The organism is Pseudomonas sp. AC239 (genome assembly GCF_979258545.1).
Genome location: NZ_OZ409864.1, coordinates 5,698,168 through 5,715,048, shown reverse-complemented (window position 1 = coordinate 5,715,048; position 16,881 = coordinate 5,698,168). Strand labels below are relative to the sequence as shown.

Annotated in this window: 14 protein-coding genes; 5 read left to right on the top strand and 9 right to left on the bottom strand. The window is 60.5% G+C overall.

All coding sequences use genetic code 11. The annotated features are described in order from the left end of the window. Positions 1–23 precede the first annotated feature (23 nt). Together ACZ0AZ_RS25870 and ACZ0AZ_RS25865 are read left to right on the top strand one after the other, a co-directional pair. Positions 24–1,130 carry a catalase family peroxidase gene (locus ACZ0AZ_RS25870; RefSeq protein WP_310406458.1) on the top strand — a complete coding sequence of 369 codons (1,107 nt, stop codon included), beginning with the start codon at positions 24–26 and terminating at the stop codon, positions 1,128–1,130. Then, the gene (locus tag ACZ0AZ_RS25865; protein ID WP_252878530.1) at positions 1,127–1,672 is read left to right on the top strand and encodes a cytochrome b; all 546 of its coding nucleotides are present in this window, start codon (positions 1,127–1,129) and stop codon (positions 1,670–1,672) included. The genes ACZ0AZ_RS25870 and ACZ0AZ_RS25865 overlap by 4 nt, the downstream gene beginning before the upstream one ends. 59 nt (positions 1,673–1,731) lie before the next feature. Here ACZ0AZ_RS25865 and ACZ0AZ_RS25860 read toward each other — a convergent pair whose 3' ends face one another. Next, a complete protein-coding gene (locus tag ACZ0AZ_RS25860; protein ID WP_463538439.1) occupies positions 1,732–2,883 on the bottom strand; it encodes a M14 family metallopeptidase in 1,152 nt (383 codons plus the stop codon). 418 nt (positions 2,884–3,301) lie between these two features. Further along, positions 3,302–3,700 (bottom strand): DUF6124 family protein, encoded by a 399-nt coding sequence (locus ACZ0AZ_RS25855; protein WP_039763498.1) that lies wholly within the window; start codon positions 3,698–3,700, stop codon positions 3,302–3,304. A gap of 130 nt (positions 3,701–3,830) precedes the next feature. Here ACZ0AZ_RS25855 and ACZ0AZ_RS25850 point away from each other — a divergent pair, with 130 nt between their 5' ends. Then, complete coding sequence (locus ACZ0AZ_RS25850) at positions 3,831–4,490, top strand: LexA family protein (protein WP_038861876.1); 660 nt, start codon at positions 3,831–3,833, stop codon at positions 4,488–4,490. A gap of 42 nt (positions 4,491–4,532) precedes the next feature. Here the strand turns inward: ACZ0AZ_RS25850 and ACZ0AZ_RS25845 are convergent, their stop codons facing one another. The 4 genes from ACZ0AZ_RS25845 to ACZ0AZ_RS25830 form a co-directional block, all read right to left on the bottom strand. Next, positions 4,533–6,482, bottom strand: coding sequence for an acetyl/propionyl/methylcrotonyl-CoA carboxylase subunit alpha (locus ACZ0AZ_RS25845; protein ID WP_463538438.1), 1,950 nt, complete (start codon positions 6,480–6,482; stop codon positions 4,533–4,535). Beyond that, a complete protein-coding gene (locus ACZ0AZ_RS25840; RefSeq protein WP_463538437.1) occupies positions 6,482–7,294 on the bottom strand; it encodes a gamma-carboxygeranoyl-CoA hydratase in 813 nt (270 codons plus the stop codon). The genes ACZ0AZ_RS25845 and ACZ0AZ_RS25840 overlap by 1 nt, the downstream gene beginning before the upstream one ends. A 13-nt stretch (positions 7,295–7,307) precedes the next feature. Next, the gene (locus tag ACZ0AZ_RS25835; protein WP_463538436.1) at positions 7,308–8,912 is read right to left on the bottom strand and encodes a carboxyl transferase domain-containing protein; all 1,605 of its coding nucleotides are present in this window, start codon (positions 8,910–8,912) and stop codon (positions 7,308–7,310) included. Positions 8,913–9,012: 100 nt separating this feature from the next. After that, positions 9,013–10,176, bottom strand: coding sequence for an isovaleryl-CoA dehydrogenase (locus ACZ0AZ_RS25830; protein ID WP_463538435.1), 1,164 nt, complete (start codon positions 10,174–10,176; stop codon positions 9,013–9,015). A 300-nt stretch (positions 10,177–10,476) separates the two neighbouring features. Between ACZ0AZ_RS25830 and ACZ0AZ_RS25825 the strand changes: the two genes are divergently transcribed. Next, on the top strand, positions 10,477–12,174 hold the full coding sequence (locus ACZ0AZ_RS25825) for an AMP-binding protein (protein ID WP_463538434.1): 1,698 nt from the start codon (positions 10,477–10,479) through the stop codon (positions 12,172–12,174). Between the two features lie 656 nt (positions 12,175–12,830). Here ACZ0AZ_RS25825 and ACZ0AZ_RS25820 read toward each other — a convergent pair. The 3 genes from ACZ0AZ_RS25820 to ACZ0AZ_RS25810 all read right to left on the bottom strand — a co-directional run bounded on the left by ACZ0AZ_RS25820 (position 12,831) and on the right by ACZ0AZ_RS25810 (position 15,402). Next, on the bottom strand, positions 12,831–13,730 hold the full coding sequence (locus ACZ0AZ_RS25820; protein ID WP_310406452.1) for a hydroxymethylglutaryl-CoA lyase: 900 nt from the start codon (positions 13,728–13,730) through the stop codon (positions 12,831–12,833). A gap of 146 nt (positions 13,731–13,876) precedes the next feature. Next, a complete protein-coding gene (locus tag ACZ0AZ_RS25815; RefSeq protein WP_039763349.1) occupies positions 13,877–14,275 on the bottom strand; it encodes a MerR family transcriptional regulator in 399 nt (132 codons plus the stop codon). A gap of 197 nt (positions 14,276–14,472) precedes the next feature. Beyond that, complete coding sequence (locus ACZ0AZ_RS25810; RefSeq protein ID WP_133336840.1) at positions 14,473–15,402, bottom strand: LysR family transcriptional regulator; 930 nt, start codon at positions 15,400–15,402, stop codon at positions 14,473–14,475. Positions 15,403–15,573: 171 nt separating this feature from the next. Here ACZ0AZ_RS25810 and ACZ0AZ_RS25805 point away from each other — a divergent pair, with 171 nt between their 5' ends. Then, entirely contained in the window at positions 15,574–16,803 is a 1,230-nt protein-coding gene (locus ACZ0AZ_RS25805; RefSeq protein WP_129999577.1) for an acyl-CoA dehydrogenase, read from the top strand. Positions 16,804–16,881: the final 78 nt, after the last annotated feature.

Below are 16,881 nucleotides of genomic sequence, written 5' to 3'. Positions count from 1 at the left end.
TGGCCGATGGCCTGGAGATATTCATGGTTGATCGCTCGTCCCCTAACGCGGCACCGCCGGGCAGGCCTGCGCGCCCGCCACTGAGCGCCGCGAGCCTGATCTTGCGTCTGGGCGCCATTGGCGTAATCGTCGCCGCTGTGGCCGGGGCGTTTGCCTACGTGCATGGCAACCTTGACCCACAACGACTGACGCCAAAAGCGTTGGTCGATGTGCTGGAAAAGAACAACGGCGTGCATCCCGGTTTCCGCCGCAATCACGCCAAGGGTGTCTGCGTGATCGGCCATTTCGAAAGCAGCGGCGAGGCACGCGCGTTCTCCACGGCACAAGTGTTCAACCTGCCGCAGACGCCGGTGGTGGGGCGTTTTGCCTTGCCGGCCGGCAATCCCTATGCGCCGGACAGCGCCGTGCCGATCCGCAGTCTGGCGCTGCGTTTCACTCAGGCGGACGGGCAGCAATGGCGCACTGGGATGAACAGCATGCCGGTGTTCCCGGTCGGCACGCCCGAGGCGTTCTATCAATTGCAGCAGGCGCAGTCGCCTGATCCGGCCACCGGCAAGCCCGATCCAACGAAGGTGCCGGCGTTTTTCGCCGCGCACCCGGAAGCCGTGCCGTTTCTGACGTGGGTGAAGACCGCCAAGCCTTCGGCCAGTTACGCCACGGAAACCTATAACAGCATCAACGCGTTTTATCTGGTCGATGGCAACGGCAAGAAACAGGCGGTGCGCTGGAGCATGACGCCATTGGCGCAGGACGCGGCGGGTGCCACCGCCCCTGAAGGCGCGGACTTTCTCGAGAAGGATCTGGTGCAACGCCTGGCCGCCGCACCTTTGCGCTTCCAGTTGAACATCACCCTGGCCAACGCCGACGACGCGGTCAACGATGCCAGCAAGACTTGGCCCGCAAATCGAAAAGTGCTGAACGCCGGGACTCTGGTGCTGGAGAAAACCCAGCCGCAGCTCAGTGGTGAATGCCGTGATATCAACTACGACCCGCTGGTATTGCCGGCGGGGATTCAAGGCTCGGAAGATCCACTGCTGGCCGCGCGTTCCGCCGGTTACGCCGATTCCTACCTGCGTCGCACCAGCGAAGTCAGCCAGTTGCCCGCCGCCAAACAGGAGGCTCGTCCATGAACAAGCAACCGACTCATTTCGTTTTGCTGGCGCGCCTGCTGCACTGGCTGATGGCGCTGATGATCATCGCCATGCTGTTTATCGGCGCGGGCATGGTCACTTCGGTGTCGTCTCGCCACGAATGGTTGATTCATCTGCACAAGCCGCTGGGCATCGCGATTCTGGCGCTGGTGATTGTGCGTCTGCTGGTACGGTTCACTACGCGTCAGCCACCGTTGCCGGATGATCTGCCGGGCTGGCAGGTGTTGGCAGCCAAGGCTTCCCATGTCTTGTTGTATGCGTTGATGCTGGTGTTGCCACTGCTCGGCTGGGCGATGATCAGTGCGTCGGGCGAGCCGGTGATGCTCTCGGCGTCGCTGCATCTGCCGTCGATTGTGCCGGCCGATGCGCAACTGTTTGCGCTGCTGCGCAAGTCGCACGGCTATCTGGCGTATCTGCTGTTTCTGACGGTGCTGCTGCACCTGGCGGCGGCGCTGTTTCATGGCTGGGTGCGTCGTGACGAAGTGCTCGACAGCATGTTGCGCGGGCGTGATCGTGGCTGACCCCATAACGCAAAAGATCGCAGGCCGGCTGCGATCTTTTGTTGTTGCAGGGGAAGGGATCAGCGCAGGGTGTCGACCATGTCGGCGAAGGTGGTCAGCACATCCTTGCCCAATTGCTTGGAACGTTTGCCCGACCAGCCGGTGAGCTTGTCCGGGTGGTCGTCGTGGTCCTTGAACGGCATCTCCAGGGTCAGCGACAGGCAGTCGTATTTCTGTCCGACGCTGTTGCAGGCCAGCGTCATGTTGGCCTGACCCGGTTCGTCGCGGGTGTAGCCGTAGGTGGTCTGGAAATCTTTGGTGGTGTGCTTGAGGTGGCTGCGGAAATGCTCTTCAAGCTTTTCGATGCGCGGTGTGAATCCGGGATTGCCTTCACAGCCGGCGGTGAAGACGTGGGGGATTTCCTCGTCGCCGTGTACGTCGATAAACGCATCGACGCCATACTTTTCCATCTGCTGCTGGACGAACAGCACTTCTGGGCTGATTTCCTGACTGGCGTTCTGCCAGGCGCGATTCAAGTCCTGGCCCATGGCGTTGGTGCGCAGGTGGCCGTGGAAGGCACCGTCCGGGTTCATGTTCGGTACCAGATACAGATCGGCGCTGGCCAGCAGTTTGTTCAGAATCGGGTCGTCATGGCGTTCCAGACGCTCGATCACGCCTTCCATGAACCATTCCGCCATGTGCTCGCCAGGGTGCTGCTGGGCAATGATCCAGATCTTGCGCTGGCCTTCGGCGCCACTGCCTTTGCGCAGCAATTGAATGTCACGGCCTTCGACGCTTTTGCCGGTCGCCAGCAATTCGGTGCCAGCCTTGCTCAGCGCCTGCTCGATGAGCCAGTCGTGACGGCCGCGGCTGTAGGGTTCGAAGTAGGCGAACCAGGCATGAGTCTGTTCGGCTTCGAGGCAGAAGCGCAGGCTGTCGCCTTCGAAGCTGGTGGGGATGCGGAACCAGTTGACGTGGTCGTAGGAAGCGACTGCCTGATAGCCGGTCCAGGCTTTGTTGTAGGAGGACTGGCTGGCATTGACCAGGCGAAACCAGTGTTCCTGATGCACATGCAGGCCGCTGGCTTTGAAGTGGAACCACTGAAAATGAGCGCTGCGGGTGTCCGGACGGATGGCCAGAACCGGATTGAGCGGGTTGCTGATGTCGATGACTTGGATATTGCCGCTGTCGAAATTGGCGCTGATGTCGAACGAAGATTTGGCCACGGTCATAATCGCTTCCAGAGCAGGATTTTTATGACCGGTACTTTACACGCAGGCAGGGCTGAAACCGAGGGGAATTGCGGGTGGAGCGGGGGGCGTCTTCCGTGACGCGCCAGCAGCTTAGAGGCTGTGCGATTGATTCTCAAGTGCTGATCGCCATTAGTTAGGCCCGATGGAGCCTGGTCTGGCTTGCCAATCGATATTCATTTGATATGATCCGCGCCATCGAATTTGCAGCACCCAAAGACTTCATTAGCCTGAAGACACAAGCCCGAAAAACGGGCAAAAAAAGACCCGGCAAAAAGCCGGGTCAAAAACCGTGATTAGCCTGATGAGGAGATAGTCCAGAAGACCGACCTAAGGTCTCTGGTCCATCGACTGATCTCGCGACCAGCTGCTTGCAATAATAATCATTATCATTTGCAAGTCAAACGTTTTTATCTACTCGATGGGAAAATTCTTTCCTGTCCGCCCGTACCTTGTCCGCCGTGACTTCGTCGTTGTCGATCGAATGGTCGACCATCGCCCGCGCCATATCCACCATGTGCACCACCGAGAAGGCCAGGTCGCGATTCGTGCCTTGCAGGTTTTCTGCCGCCTTGAACGCTGTAGCGGCTGCACATCGCAACAAGTCCGAGGCGTGCACCAGTGCTTCCTCGCCACTGAGATGGTTTTTGACATCGAAAAAACGTTCGTCCGTCTCGGATTTCGAAACAGTCGGTTTCAAGTAGTAGTCCAGCGCTCGCTGTGCCGCGGCGTTACCTTGAGGTGAGGTGAAGCTGGTGTCGATTTGCAGATCGGGCAGGTCTTTGCTGCTGATGTTCATCATGAAACGTCACTCCATGTTCGATTGAAAGTCCGTTTCCTTAGGATAGTACCGCCTGTATTTGTGACGAGAATTTAAATACTACAATATGTGTTTTGCCGGTCGAAGACGTCCGCGTAAGGTGCGGCACATGGATAAATGGATTGAGTTGGTCAAGGCCAAGATGAGTGAACTCAAAGTCACTCAAACAGAGCTCGGAGAGCGCGTCGGCATGTCCCAGGGCGGGATCGGTCATTGGCTGAACAAGCGTCGCGAACCCGGTGTTACCGAAATGAACCGCGTGCTCAAGGCGCTGGGAATGGACTTCCTTGAAGTCGTTCTGGTGATTCGCGAACCGCAGCCGACGCCGGAAGACGAGATGCCGCTGGCGCAGAAGTACAACCCGTACTTCCGTTATCCGGTTTGCGATTGGCGTGCACCGTGCGAAGTGCGTGACACTGCGGCGAGCTATCCCGGAGCATCAGCGAAGCAGCGCTTCGAACTGACGGATTACCACGCTCGTGGCGGTGCCGCGTTCTGGCTGACGGTGACGGGGGATTCGATGACCGCGCCCAGCGGCCAGAGCATTGCCGAGGGCATGCTGATTCTGGTTGACCCGGAGTTGGAGGCAGTGCCTGGCAAACTGGTGATCGCCCAGTGGCCGGACAGCGAAGAAGCGATTTTCCGCAAACTCGACGAGCAGGCCGGCCAGCGCTACCTGGTGCCGCTCAACCCGACCTGGCCGAAAACCCTGCTCACCGATGAATGCCGGATCATCGGCGTGGTGGTTCAGGCAACGGCGCGTTACTGAGCGGATCGATCCTCGCTCAAGGCGAGGGTCGATCCTTTTATTTCATCCCTCTTCCAGTTCAACCAAAGCGCTGCCTTCGCTGACCATATCGCCTTCCTGGCAATACAGCGCTTTGATCACACCGGCGTGCGGCGCGCGGATGCTGTGTTCCATCTTCATGGCTTCCAGCACCACCAGTTGCGCCCCGGCCTCAACCGACTGTCCCGTTTCGACCAGCACGCGCACGATGCTGCCGTTCATTGGCGCGGTCAGACCGCCCTGATGGCTGTGGCTGGCTTCAACGGCACTGATCGGATCGAACGCTTCGATGCGCCGCAACTCGCCTTCCCATTCCAGATACAACGCGCCACCCTGATGAATCGCCCGCAATGTGCGGCGCACGCCGTCATGCTCGACGACCAGCGCTTCGCCCAGCAGTCTGGCGTGGGCCGCCGCTCCCAATGTCAGCGCCCGATCCTCTCCCTCGCAGCTCAAATGTAAGGTGATTTCCGCCGGCAATCCTGCGCGCAAACCACCGCCGCAAGACCAGGGTGAGGCGGGATCATCTGCCCGCGCACGCTTGGGCAAACTCTGCGCAAACGCCTGCGCCGCCGCCCGCCAGAACTCATCGCTCAATGTGCCTGGTGCAGGCAGCAATTGCTCCTGATAGCGCGGGATAAACCCGGTATCCAGCTCTGCCGCCGCAAATGCCGGATGCGCGATGATCCGGCGCAGGAAATTGATGTTGGTCTTCAGCCCGCCAATAGCAAACTCGCCGAGCATGCTCAACAGACGCAAGCGTGCCTGTTCGCGATCTTCGCCCCAGGCAATCAGTTTGCCGAGCATCGGGTCGTAGAACGGCGATATCTCGTCACCTTCCTCAACGCCGCTGTCGACCCGCCGCCCTGGCCCTTGCGCCGATTCGCGGTACAAGTGCAGACGCCCGGTGGCCGGGAGGAAATCATTCGCCGGATCTTCGGCATACAAGCGCACTTCAATCGCATGACCGTTGAGCGGCACCTGCGCCTGGGTAATCGGCAGCGCTTCCCCACGGGCGACGCGGATCTGCCAGGCGACCAGATCGAGCCCGGTGATTGCTTCTGTTACCGGGTGCTCGACTTGCAGCCGCGTGTTCATCTCCATGAAGAAAAACTCGCCGCGCGCATCCAGCAAAAACTCCACGGTGCCGGCGCCGACATAACCGATCGCCTGCGCCGAACGCACAGCCGCTTCGCCCATTGCCCGGCGCAACTCGGGCGTCAGACCCGGCGCCGGGGCTTCTTCGACGACTTTCTGGTGCCTACGCTGAATCGAGCAGTCGCGCTCGTTGAGGTACAGGCAGTTGCCGTGCTGATCGGCGAACACCTGAATCTCCACATGACGCGGCTTGAGCAAATACTTTTCCACCAACATCCGCGAGTCGCCAAATGACGATTGCGCTTCGCGCTGCGCCGAGGCGAGGGCTTCGGCCAATTGGCTGATATCCTCGACCACTTTCATGCCTTTACCACCGCCGCCGGCCGTGGCCTTGAGCAGCACCGGATAACCGATGCGTTCGCAGGCTTCGCGGAAGGTATCGAGATCCTGCGCTTCGCCGTGATAGCCCGGCACCAGTGGCACGCCAGCCTTTTCCATCAACGCCTTGGCGGCGGATTTGCTGCCCATCGCATCGATGGCCGCGGCGGGCGGCCCGAGGAAGATCAGTCCGGCGCCTTCGATGGCGCGGGCGAATCCAGCATTCTCCGAGAGAAAACCATAGCCGGGATGAATCGCCTGGGCACCGCTGGCCTTGGCGGCGGCGATCAACTTGTCGATTTGCAGATAACTCTCAGCGGCCTTGCTGCCGCCCAGATCAACACGGATATCGGCTTCACGGCTGTGCCGCGCATCGCGGTCAGTGGCGCTGTGCACGGCGACGGTAGTCAGGCCCAAGGCCTTGGCGGTGCGCATCACCCGGCAAGCGATTTCGCCGCGGTTGGCCACCAGCACAGTGGTAATCACAGGTGCGCTCATCAACGCGACTCCTTGGTGGATGCGGCTTGCCAGTTCGGTGGGCGTTTTTGCAGAAAGGCGCGCAAGCCTTCCTGGCCTTCAGGGCTGACGCGAATCCGCGCGATGGCATTTTCGGTGTAACGGCGCAGGGCCGGGGTCAGCGCGCCGTTGCCGACTTCACGCAGCAGATCTTTGCTGGCGCGCATGGCGGCGGGGCTGTTGAGCAACAGGTTGTCGATCCACTGTTCGACCTGTTGCTCCAGTTCAGTGGCGGGATAGCTTTCCGACAATAAGCCGATCTCCCGCGCCCGCTGGCCGCCGAAGCGCTCGGCCGTCAGTGCATAACGCCGCGCCGCCCTTTCACCGATTGCCTGCACCACGAACGGGCTGATCACCGCCGGCGCCAGGCCGATGCGCACTTCCGACAGGCAGAACTGCGCGTCATCGGCGCCGATCGCCATGTCACAGCAACTGATCAAGCCCAGCGCACCACCGAACGCCGCGCCCTGAACCACGGCCAGCGTGGGGATTTTCAGTTTGGCGAGGTTGTACATCAGCTCGGCGAGTTCGCGGGCGTCATCGAGGTTGGTGTGGTAATCGAGCTCCGCCGATTGCTGCATCCACGCCAGGTCTGCGCCGGCGCTGAAATGCTTGCCACGTCCGCGCAGCAGCAGGAAACGCAGGCTCGAATCGCTGGCGACCTTGTCGAGGGCGAGGATCAGTTCGCGGATCATCTCGGCGTTGAAGGCGTTGTTTTTCTCGGCGCGGTTGAGCCACAAGGTCGCAAAACCGCGTGGGTCGTTTTGCAGTTCGAGGGTATTGAAGTCGTTCATCAGATTCTCCCCATCACATCCGGAACACGCCGAAGCGGCTCGGTTCGATTGGCGCGTTCAGCGACGCGGACAAGGCCAGGGCCAGTACGTCGCGGGTCTGCGCCGGATCGATGACGCCGTCGTCCCACAGCCGCGCGCTGGAGTAGTAGGGGTGACCCTGTTCTTCGTACTGATCGAGAATCGGCTGCTTGATCTCGGTCTCCTGCTCGGCGCTGAACGCCTGACCGCTGCGTTCGGCCTGTTCGCGTTTGACCTGCACCAGCACACCGGCGGCCTGTTCGGCACCCATCACGCCGATCCGCGCGTTCGGCCACATCCACAAGAAACGCGGATCGTAAGCGCGCCCGCACATGCCGTAGTTGCCGGCACCGAAGCTGCCGCCGATGATCACGGTGAATTTCGGCACTTTGGCGCAGGCCACCGCGGTCACCAGTTTCGCGCCGTGTTTGGCGATGCCGCCGGCCTCGTATTTCTGGCCGACCATGAAACCGGTGATGTTCTGCAGAAACAACAGCGGGATGCCGCGCTGGCAGGCCAGTTCGATGAAGTGCGCGCCTTTCTGCGCGGCTTCGGCGAAGAGGATGCCGTTGTTCGCCAGAATCGCGATCGGGTAGCCATGCAGGTGAGCGAAACCGCAGACCAGCGTGGTGCCGAACAGCGCTTTGAATTCATCGAACACCGAGCCGTCGACCAGCCGCGCAATCACTTCGCGCACATCGAATGGCTGCTTGGCGTCGGCCGGAACCACGCCGTACAGCTCGTCGCTGGCGTACAGCGGCGCAATCGGCGTGCGTTGCTGCACCTCGCCGAGTTTGCGCCAGTTGAGGTTGGCAACGCTGCGGCGGGCGAGGGCAAGGGCGTGTTCGTCGTTCTCGGCGTAATGGTCGGCCACACCAGAAGTCTTGCAGTGCACATCGGCGCCGCCGAGGTCTTCGGCGCTGACCACTTCGCCGGTCGCGGCTTTCACCAGCGGCGGGCCGGCGAGGAAAATCGTCGCCTGGTTGCGCACCATGATCGCTTCGTCCGCCATTGCCGGCACATACGCGCCGCCAGCGGTGCACGAGCCCATGACCACGGCGATCTGCGGGATGCCCATGGCGCTCATGTTGGCCTGGTTGAAAAAGATCCGCCCGAAATGCTCGCGATCCGGAAACACTTCGTCCTGACGCGGCAGGTTCGCGCCACCGGAATCCACCAGATAAATGCACGGCAGGCGATTCTGCTGGGCGATGGTCTGCGCGCGCAGGTGTTTTTTCACGGTGAGCGGGTAATACGAGCCACCTTTCACCGTCGCATCGTTGGCGACGATCATGCACTCCACGCCTTCGACGCGGCCGATCCCGGCGATCACCCCGGCAGCCGGGACGTCTTCGCCATACACGGCGTGAGCCGCCAGTTGGCTGATTTCGAGAAACGGCGAGCCCGGATCGAGCAAGCGATTGATGCGCTCGCGCGGCAGCAATTTACCGCGCGAAGTGTGACGCTCCTGGGCTTTGGCACCGCCGCCCTGCGCCACCTGGGCGAGGAGGGTGTGCAGCGCGTCGACCTGTTTGAGCATCGCCGCGCTGTTGGCGGCGAACTCCGCTGAACGCGGGTTGAGCTGAGTGTGCAGAATCATGGGGCTTACTCCGTAAGCAGCTTCTAGCTACAAGCGGCAAGTCGGGGCAAGAGCGCGGTTCTCTTGCAGCTTGAAGCTTGCGGCTTGCAGCTGCCGAAATTCATTTCGTCTCGTTGAACAGTTCACGGCCGATCAGCATGCGCCGGATCTCGCTGGTGCCGGCACCGATTTCGTAGAGCTTGGCGTCGCGCAGCAGGCGGCCGGCGGGGAATTCGTTGATGTAGCCATTGCCGCCGAGAATCTGGATCGCGTCGAGGGCCATTTGCGTGGCGCGCTCGGCGGTGTAGAGAATCACCCCGGCCGCGTCCTTGCGCGTGGTTTCGCCGCGTTCGCAGGCCTCGGCCACCGCGTACAGATAAGCGCGGCTGGCGTTGAGCTGGGTATACATGTCGGCGACTTTGCCCTGGATCAGCTGGAACTCGCCGATGCTCTGGCCGAACTGCTTGCGGTCGTGGATGTACGGCACGATCAGGTCCATGCACGACTGCATGATTCCGGTCGGGCCGCCCGAGAGCACCACGCGCTCGTAATCGAGGCCGCTCATCAGCACTTTCACGCCACCGTTGAGCACACCGAGAATGTTTTCTTCCGGCACTTCGACGTCATCAAAAAACAGCTCGCAGGTGTTGGAGCCGCGCATGCCGAGCTTGTCGAACTTGTTGCTGCGGCTGAAGCCTTTCCAGTCGCGCTCGACGATGAATGCAGTGATGCCGTGCGGGCCTTTTTCCAGGTCAGTCTTGGCGTAGATCACGTAGGTGTTGGCGTCGGGGCCGTTGGTGATCCAGGTTTTGCTGCCGTTGAGGACGAAGCGGTCGCCGCGTTTGTCGGCGCGCAGTTTCATCGAAACCACGTCGGAACCGGCGTTAGGCTCGCTCATCGCCAGGGCGCCGACGTGCTCGCCGCTGATCAGTTTCGGCAGGTATTTGCTTTTCTGTTCGTGGTTGCCGTTGCGGTTGATCTGGTTGACGCAAAGGTTGGAGTGCGCGCCATAGGACAACGCCACCGACGCCGAGCCACGGCTGATTTCTTCCATCGCCACCACATGCGCCAGATAACCCAGACCGGCGCCGCCGTATTCTTCCGGCACGGTGATGCCGAGCAGGCCCATGTCACCGAATTTGCGCCACATGTCCGCGGGGAACAGGTTGTCGTGGTCGATCTGCGCGGCACGCGGGGCGATCTGATCGGCGACGAAGGACTGCACCTGATCGCGCAGCATGTCGATGGTTTCACCGAGGGCGAAATTCAGGGATGGATAGCTCATGGGTCACCTTTTGGCTTTTTTATCGGGTGGAGCGCACGACGAGTCGGCGCTCAGCTTTACGTTAACGTAAAGCTTCCAGAGACCGACTGTCAATCGGCTTTACGTAAGCGTCAACTTGGGCGAGAGTAAGGTCAGTTCAGGATCAGATATCGGTTTGTTTCTGGTGGGAGCGAGCCTGCTCGCGAAAGCGCTGTATCAGTCGCCCTAAAGGGTGAATGACGCAGCGTATTCGCGAGCAGGCTCGCTCCCACAGGGATTCAAAACCGGGAAAACCCACTAATAAAGACAATAGGGGTCATCATGGATCAACCCACCGCAAACCCGCAGCGTAGCTACAGCCGTGGCTCTCAGGACAAGGCTTTGCTGGCGATGACCATAGGTCAGCGCTTCGATCAGACTGTCGCACAACACCCGGACGGCGAGGCGCTGGTGGTGCGCCATCAGCAGTCGCGTTACTCCTGGCGGCAATTGGCCGAAGCGGTGGATGAGCAGGCCAGAGCCTTGCTCGCACTAGGTTTGCAGACCGGCGATCGCCTCGGCATCTGGGCGCCGAACTGCGCGCAGTGGTGCATCACCCAGTTCGCCACGGCGAAGATCGGCGTGATCCTGGTCAACATCAATCCCGCCTATCGCAGCTCCGAACTCGAGTACGTGCTCAAGCAATCCGGCTGTCAATGGCTGGTCTGTGCCGGAGCGTTCAAGACCTCGAATTACCACGCAATGCTCCAGAGCCTGGCGCCAGAATTGGCCGAGCACGCCATCGGTCACCTGCGCAGCGAACGCCTGCCGGAGCTGCGCGGCGTGATCAGCCTCGATGCCAATCCGCCGCCCGGTTTTCTGCCGTGGTCGCAGCTCAGCGATCTGGCCGCCAGCGTCTCGTCCGAACAGCTGCGCGAACGCAGCACCAGCCTGCATTTCGATCAACCGGTGAACATCCAGTACACCTCCGGCACTACCGGTTTCCCCAAGGGCGCGACCCTCAGTCACTACAACATTCTCAACAACGGCTACATGGTCGGCGAAAGCCTCGGCCTGACGGCTGCCGATCGTCTGGTGATTCCGGTGCCGCTGTATCATTGCTTCGGCATGGTCATGGGCAACCTCGGTTGCGTCACCCATGGCAGCACGATGATTTACCCCAACGACGCTTTCGATCCGGCGCTGACCCTGCAAGCGGTAGCCGAAGAACAGGCCACGGCGCTGTACGGTGTGCCGACCATGTTCATCGCCATGCTCGATCAGCCGCAGCGGCAGACCTTCGACCTGTCGAGCCTGCGCACCGGGATCATGGCCGGCGCCACCTGTCCGATTGAGGTCATGCGCCGGGTGATCAATGAAATGCACATGAGCGAAGTGCAGATCGCCTACGGCATGACCGAAACCAGCCCGGTGTCGCTGCAGACCGGGCCAGCGGATGAGCTGGAGCTGCGCGTCACCACGGTCGGGCGCACCCAGCCGCAACTGGAAAGCAAGATCATCGACACCGCCGGCAACCTCGTGCCGCGCGGCACCATTGGCGAATTGTGCACGCGCGGTTACAGCGTGATGCTCGGTTACTGGAACAATCCGCAGGCCACCGCCGAAGCCATCGACGAGGCGGGATGGATGCACACCGGCGATCTGGCGAGCATGAACGAGGAGGGTTACGTCAACATCGCCGGGCGTAACAAGGACATGATCATTCGTGGCGGCGAGAACGTTTATCCGCGTGAGCTGGAGGAGTTTTTCTTCACTCATCCGGCGGTGGCGGACGTGCAGGTGGTCGGCATTCCGTGCTCGCGCTACGGTGAGGAAATCGTCGCCTGGATCAAATTCCACCCCGGCCACAGCGCCTCCGAAGTGGAGCTGCAAACCTGGTGCAAGGAACGCATCGCCCATTTCAAGACACCGCGTTACTTCAAATTCGTCGACGCGTTTCCGATGACGGTGACGGGCAAGATCCAGAAATTCAGGATGCGCGAGATCAGTATCGAGGAGTTGAAAACAATCGAGGGATAATCACAAAACTTCTGTGGGAGCGAGCCTGCTCGCGAATGCGTTGTGTCATTCAGCGCAAATGTGTCTGGCACACCGTTTTTGCGAGCAGGCTCGCTCCCACAGGATGCAGTGACAGAGAGACGAATCACAGAAAGCACAAAGGGGAGCCGAAGCTCCCCTTTAATTTGTCGTTGCGTGCTCTTTTTATTATTGAGGGTCGGTCTGTTGTTGTTTTTGGCAACCGTGGCCCTGTACAGCTTTTTGGCGACCCCCATCCGGGGTCAAGAGCAAACGTATTTTTTTGAGCGCTGATCTGCTTTCTCGTTTAACGATCCAACCGATTCGGGAGCTACCTGAAGGTAGTTTTATTGTTCTCTGCCCGGTTGCGGGTCACTCCTGAGAGCACCCTGAAAAGCACACCTTCTCCAAAAAAATCTGTTAGCTGCGTCTCTGCCGTGTTGTTCTTGTTATGTCAGAGTCGTTTCGTCTTGTTTTTATTGGTTTGCGGCTTTTTATTCTTGTTATGCAGTAGAGATAGCAGGTGTCGTGCCAACTTTTAAAAAGCTTTATAAATCAGACGGTTATGGCTTTCTGGTTTTTTTAGCTCCGGGCAAAGCCAGACAATTTGTTTCCGTGTTACTCGCTTTTGCCCACATCACTGACGCAGCGGTAACACCTCACTGCGCGCTGCGCGCCTTGGCTACCCGCGAGCCGCTGGGCCGGCCGAGCACTGCGCTGATCTGCTGGCCCGCGATAATCAAGGCGTCCAGGTCGATGCCGGTCTCGATCCCCAGGCCGTCGAGCAGGTACACCACGTCCTCGGTGGCAACGTTACCGCTCGCGCCCTTGGCGTAAGGACAGCCGCCGAGGCCGGCGATAGAGCTGTCGAACACCGCAATGCCTTCGAGCAGGCTGGCGTAGATGTTAGCCATGGCCTGGCCGTAGGTGTCGTGAAAATGCCCGGCGAGTCTGTCCCGTGGCACCTGCGCCGAGACCACCTCGAACAGGCGCCGGGTCGCGCCCGCCGTGCCGGTGCCGATGGTGTCGCCCAGCGACACTTCGTAGCAGCCCATCGCGTACAGTTCGCGCGCGACCATTGCCACTTGCTCCGGCGCAACGGTGCCTTCATACGGGCAGCCCAGCACACAGGACACGTAACCGCGCACGGTAACGCCGTGTTGTTTCGCCGCTTCCATGATCGGCGCAAAGCGCGCCAGGCTTTCGCTGATCGAGCAGTTGATGTTGCGCTGCGAGAACGCCTCGGACGCCGCTGCGAACACCGCGACTTCCTTGACCCCGGCGGCGAGCGCGTCTTCAAAGCCGCGCAGGTTCGGTGCCAGCGCGCCATAGGTCACGCCGGGCTTGCGCTGAATCTGCGCGAACACCTCGGCGGAACCGGCCATTTGCGGTACCCATTTCGGTGAGACGAAACTGCCGACTTCGATATAGCCCAGACCTGCAGCGCTCAGGGCATCGACCAGTTGCACCTTGTCAGCGACGCTGATCGGCTGGGCTTCGTTCTGCAGGCCATCGCGCGGGCCGACTTCGATCAGGCGTACTTGGGAGGGGAGGGACATGGGCGGGATCTGCCTGTTTTTTTTGAATTCACGAAGAACCCTGTGGGAGCGAGCCTGCTCGCGAAAGCGGTGGATCGGTCACCGTTAATGTTGGATGACAGAATGCATTCGCGAGCAGGCTCGCTCCCACAGGGCACCAATAATTGCTAGACCGCCTGCTGGCTCTTGAGCGTCTGCTCCAATGCCTGCACGCAGCGCTCTTCGGCCGTATCCAGCTCGAGCTTCATCTGTTCGATATCCAGCAATTGCTGCTCGAGCTGTTCGCGGCGTTCGCTGATTTTCGCCAGCATGCTGTTGAGCTGCTTGGTGTTGCCGCCGGACGGGTCGTAGAGTTCGATCAGCTCGCGGCATTCGGCCAGGGAAAAGCCGATGCGCTTGCCGCGCAGGATCAGCTTGAGGGTGACCTTGTCGCGCGGCGAATAGATACGTTCCTGGCCACGACGCTCGGGGCTGAGCAGGCCTTGCTCTTCATAAAAGCGGATCGCCCGGGTGGTGATGTCCAGCTCGCGGGCGAGGTCGGAAATGCTGTAGGTCTGACTGCTCATGAAAGCGCTCGGAAAAGGGGCATGGCGCTAAGCTAATCGGTGGTTTACGTTTACGTCAAGGATCAAGATCCTCGCTGCGTTTGCCGGCCTCTTCGCGAGCAGGCTCGCTCCCACATTGAATTGCATTTCATCGGAAGGAATGCAGTCGAATGTGGGAGCGAGCCTGCTCGCGAAGAACGATTACGCAGTAAAAAGCCCTACACCTTCTCCAGCCTCTTCTCCTGCGCCGTCACCTGCTGGCATAACTCGATCATCTGCTCGCGCATCCAGCGGTTGGCCGGGTCCTGGTCGGTGCTTTCGTGCCAGTACAAATGCGTTTCCACCGACGGCACATCATTCACCGGCAAATTGAACGATTGCAGGTCATGACGGCGGGCGAAGCGTTCCGGCACGGTCATGACCATGTCGGTCTGCTGCATCACTTGCGAGGCCATCAGATAGTGTTGCGAGCGCAGGGCGATCTTGCGCTGGATGCCCATTTTGCCCAGCGCCAGATCGACATAGCCCAACCCGCTGCGGCGGCTGGAGATATGGATGTGGGTCAGCGAAAGATAATCATCGAGGCTGAGTTTTTCCTTGCCCGCCATCGGATGGCCTTTGCGCATGGCGCAGACGTAACGGTCGTCCATCAGCTTGACGTGGCGTACCTGCGGGTCGGTGTTCAGTGGCGCATCCACGGCGAAATCCAGACGCCCGGCTGCGAGTTCCTTGGTGGTTTCCCGGCGCTTGGACAGAAAGCTTTCGATGATCACCGTTGGCGCCAGGCGGCGCAGGCGCTGGAACAGTGGCGGCAGAATGATTGCTTCGGTCAGGTCGGTCATGCTGATGCGGTAAGTCTTCACCGCCTGCGCCGGGTTGAATATGCGGCTTTCCTGCACCGACACGCGCAGCAGCGACAGCGCGTTGCGCACCGGGCCGATGATGTTCTGCGCCATCGGTGTGGGCACCATGCCTTGCGCGGTGCGGACGAAAAGCGGGTCGTTGAAGGTCTCGCGCAACCGCGCCAAGGCGTTGGACACCGCCGGCTGGGTGATGCCGACAATCTGCCCGGCGCGGGTCAGGTTGGCTTCGGTGTAGATCGCGTCGAAGACGATGAAAAGGTTGAGGTCGACCTTGCTCAGGTTCATAACGCGGCTTCTCTTGTTATTAAGTGCAAGTGTTTTGGGGCTGACAATCAGCCGATCATATATCGGTGATGAATGTTTATACACGCCGAGAATAGGCTAGGTAAATTATGAGTGCTGTTCTAGCATCGATTGCATGACTTGAACAACCTCTGCCCGAGAAGGTAACTACCCATGGATTTCGCTTATTCGCCCAAGGTTCAGGAACTGCGTGAGCGCGTGACTGCGTTCATGGACACTTACGTTTACCCGGCCGAAGCGGTGTTCGAACGCCAGGTCGCCGAGGGCGACCGCTGGCAGCCGACCGCGATCATGGAAGAGCTCAAGGCCAAGGCCAAGGCTGAAGGCCTGTGGAATTTGTTTCTGCCTGAGTCCGAGCTGGGCGCTGGCCTGACTAACCTTGAATACGCGCCGCTGGCGGAAATCATGGGCCGTTCCCTGCTGGGGCCGGAGCCGTTCAACTGCTCGGCGCCGGACACCGGCAACATGGAAGTGCTGGTGCGCTACGCCAACGAAGAACAAAAACAGCGCTGGCTCGAACCGCTGCTGCGCGGCGAGATCCGCTCGGCGTTCGCCATGACCGAGCCCGACGTGGCGTCTTCCGATGCGACCAACATGGCCGCCCGAGCTGTGCGTGATGGCGATCAGTGGGTGATCAACGGCAAGAAATGGTGGACCTCCGGCGCCTGCGATCCGCGCTGCAAAATCCTGATCTTCATGGGCCTGAGCAACCCCGACGCACCGCGTCACGCTCAGCACTCGATGATCCTCGTGCCGGTCGATACCCCCGGCGTGAAGATTGTCCGTCCGCTGCCGGTGTTCGGTTACGACGACGCACCGCACGGTCACGCCGAAGTGTTGTTCGACAACGTGCGCGTGCCGTACGAAAACGTCCTGCTGGGTGAAGGACGCGGCTTCGAAATCGCCCAGGGTCGCCTTGGCCCAGGGCGGATTCACCACTGCATGCGTTCGATCGGCATGGCTGAGCGGGCACTGGAACTGATGTGCAAACGCTCGGTGAGCCGCACCGCGTTCGGCAAACCGCTGGCGCGTCTGGGTGGCAACATCGACAAGATCGCCGACTCGCGGATGGAGATCGACATGGCGCGTCTGCTGACGTTGAAAGCGGCGTACATGATGGACACCGTCGGCAACAAAGTGGCGAAAAGCGAGATTGCGCAAATCAAAGTGGTTGCGCCGAACGTGGCCCTGCGGGTGATCGACCGCGCTATCCAGATGCACGGCGGGGCAGGGGTGTCTAACGATTTCCCGCTGGCCTACATGTATGCGATGCAACGCACCCTGCGCTTGGCCGACGGCCCGGACGAAGTGCACCGCGCGGCGATTGGCAAGTTTGAGATCGGCAAGTATGTGCCGAAGGAGATGATGCGTAGCGGCCAGTAACACCGAGTTGCCTCATTCGCGAGCAGGCTCGCTCCCACAAGATTTGTGCACGCCACAGATCCAATGTGGGAGCGAGCC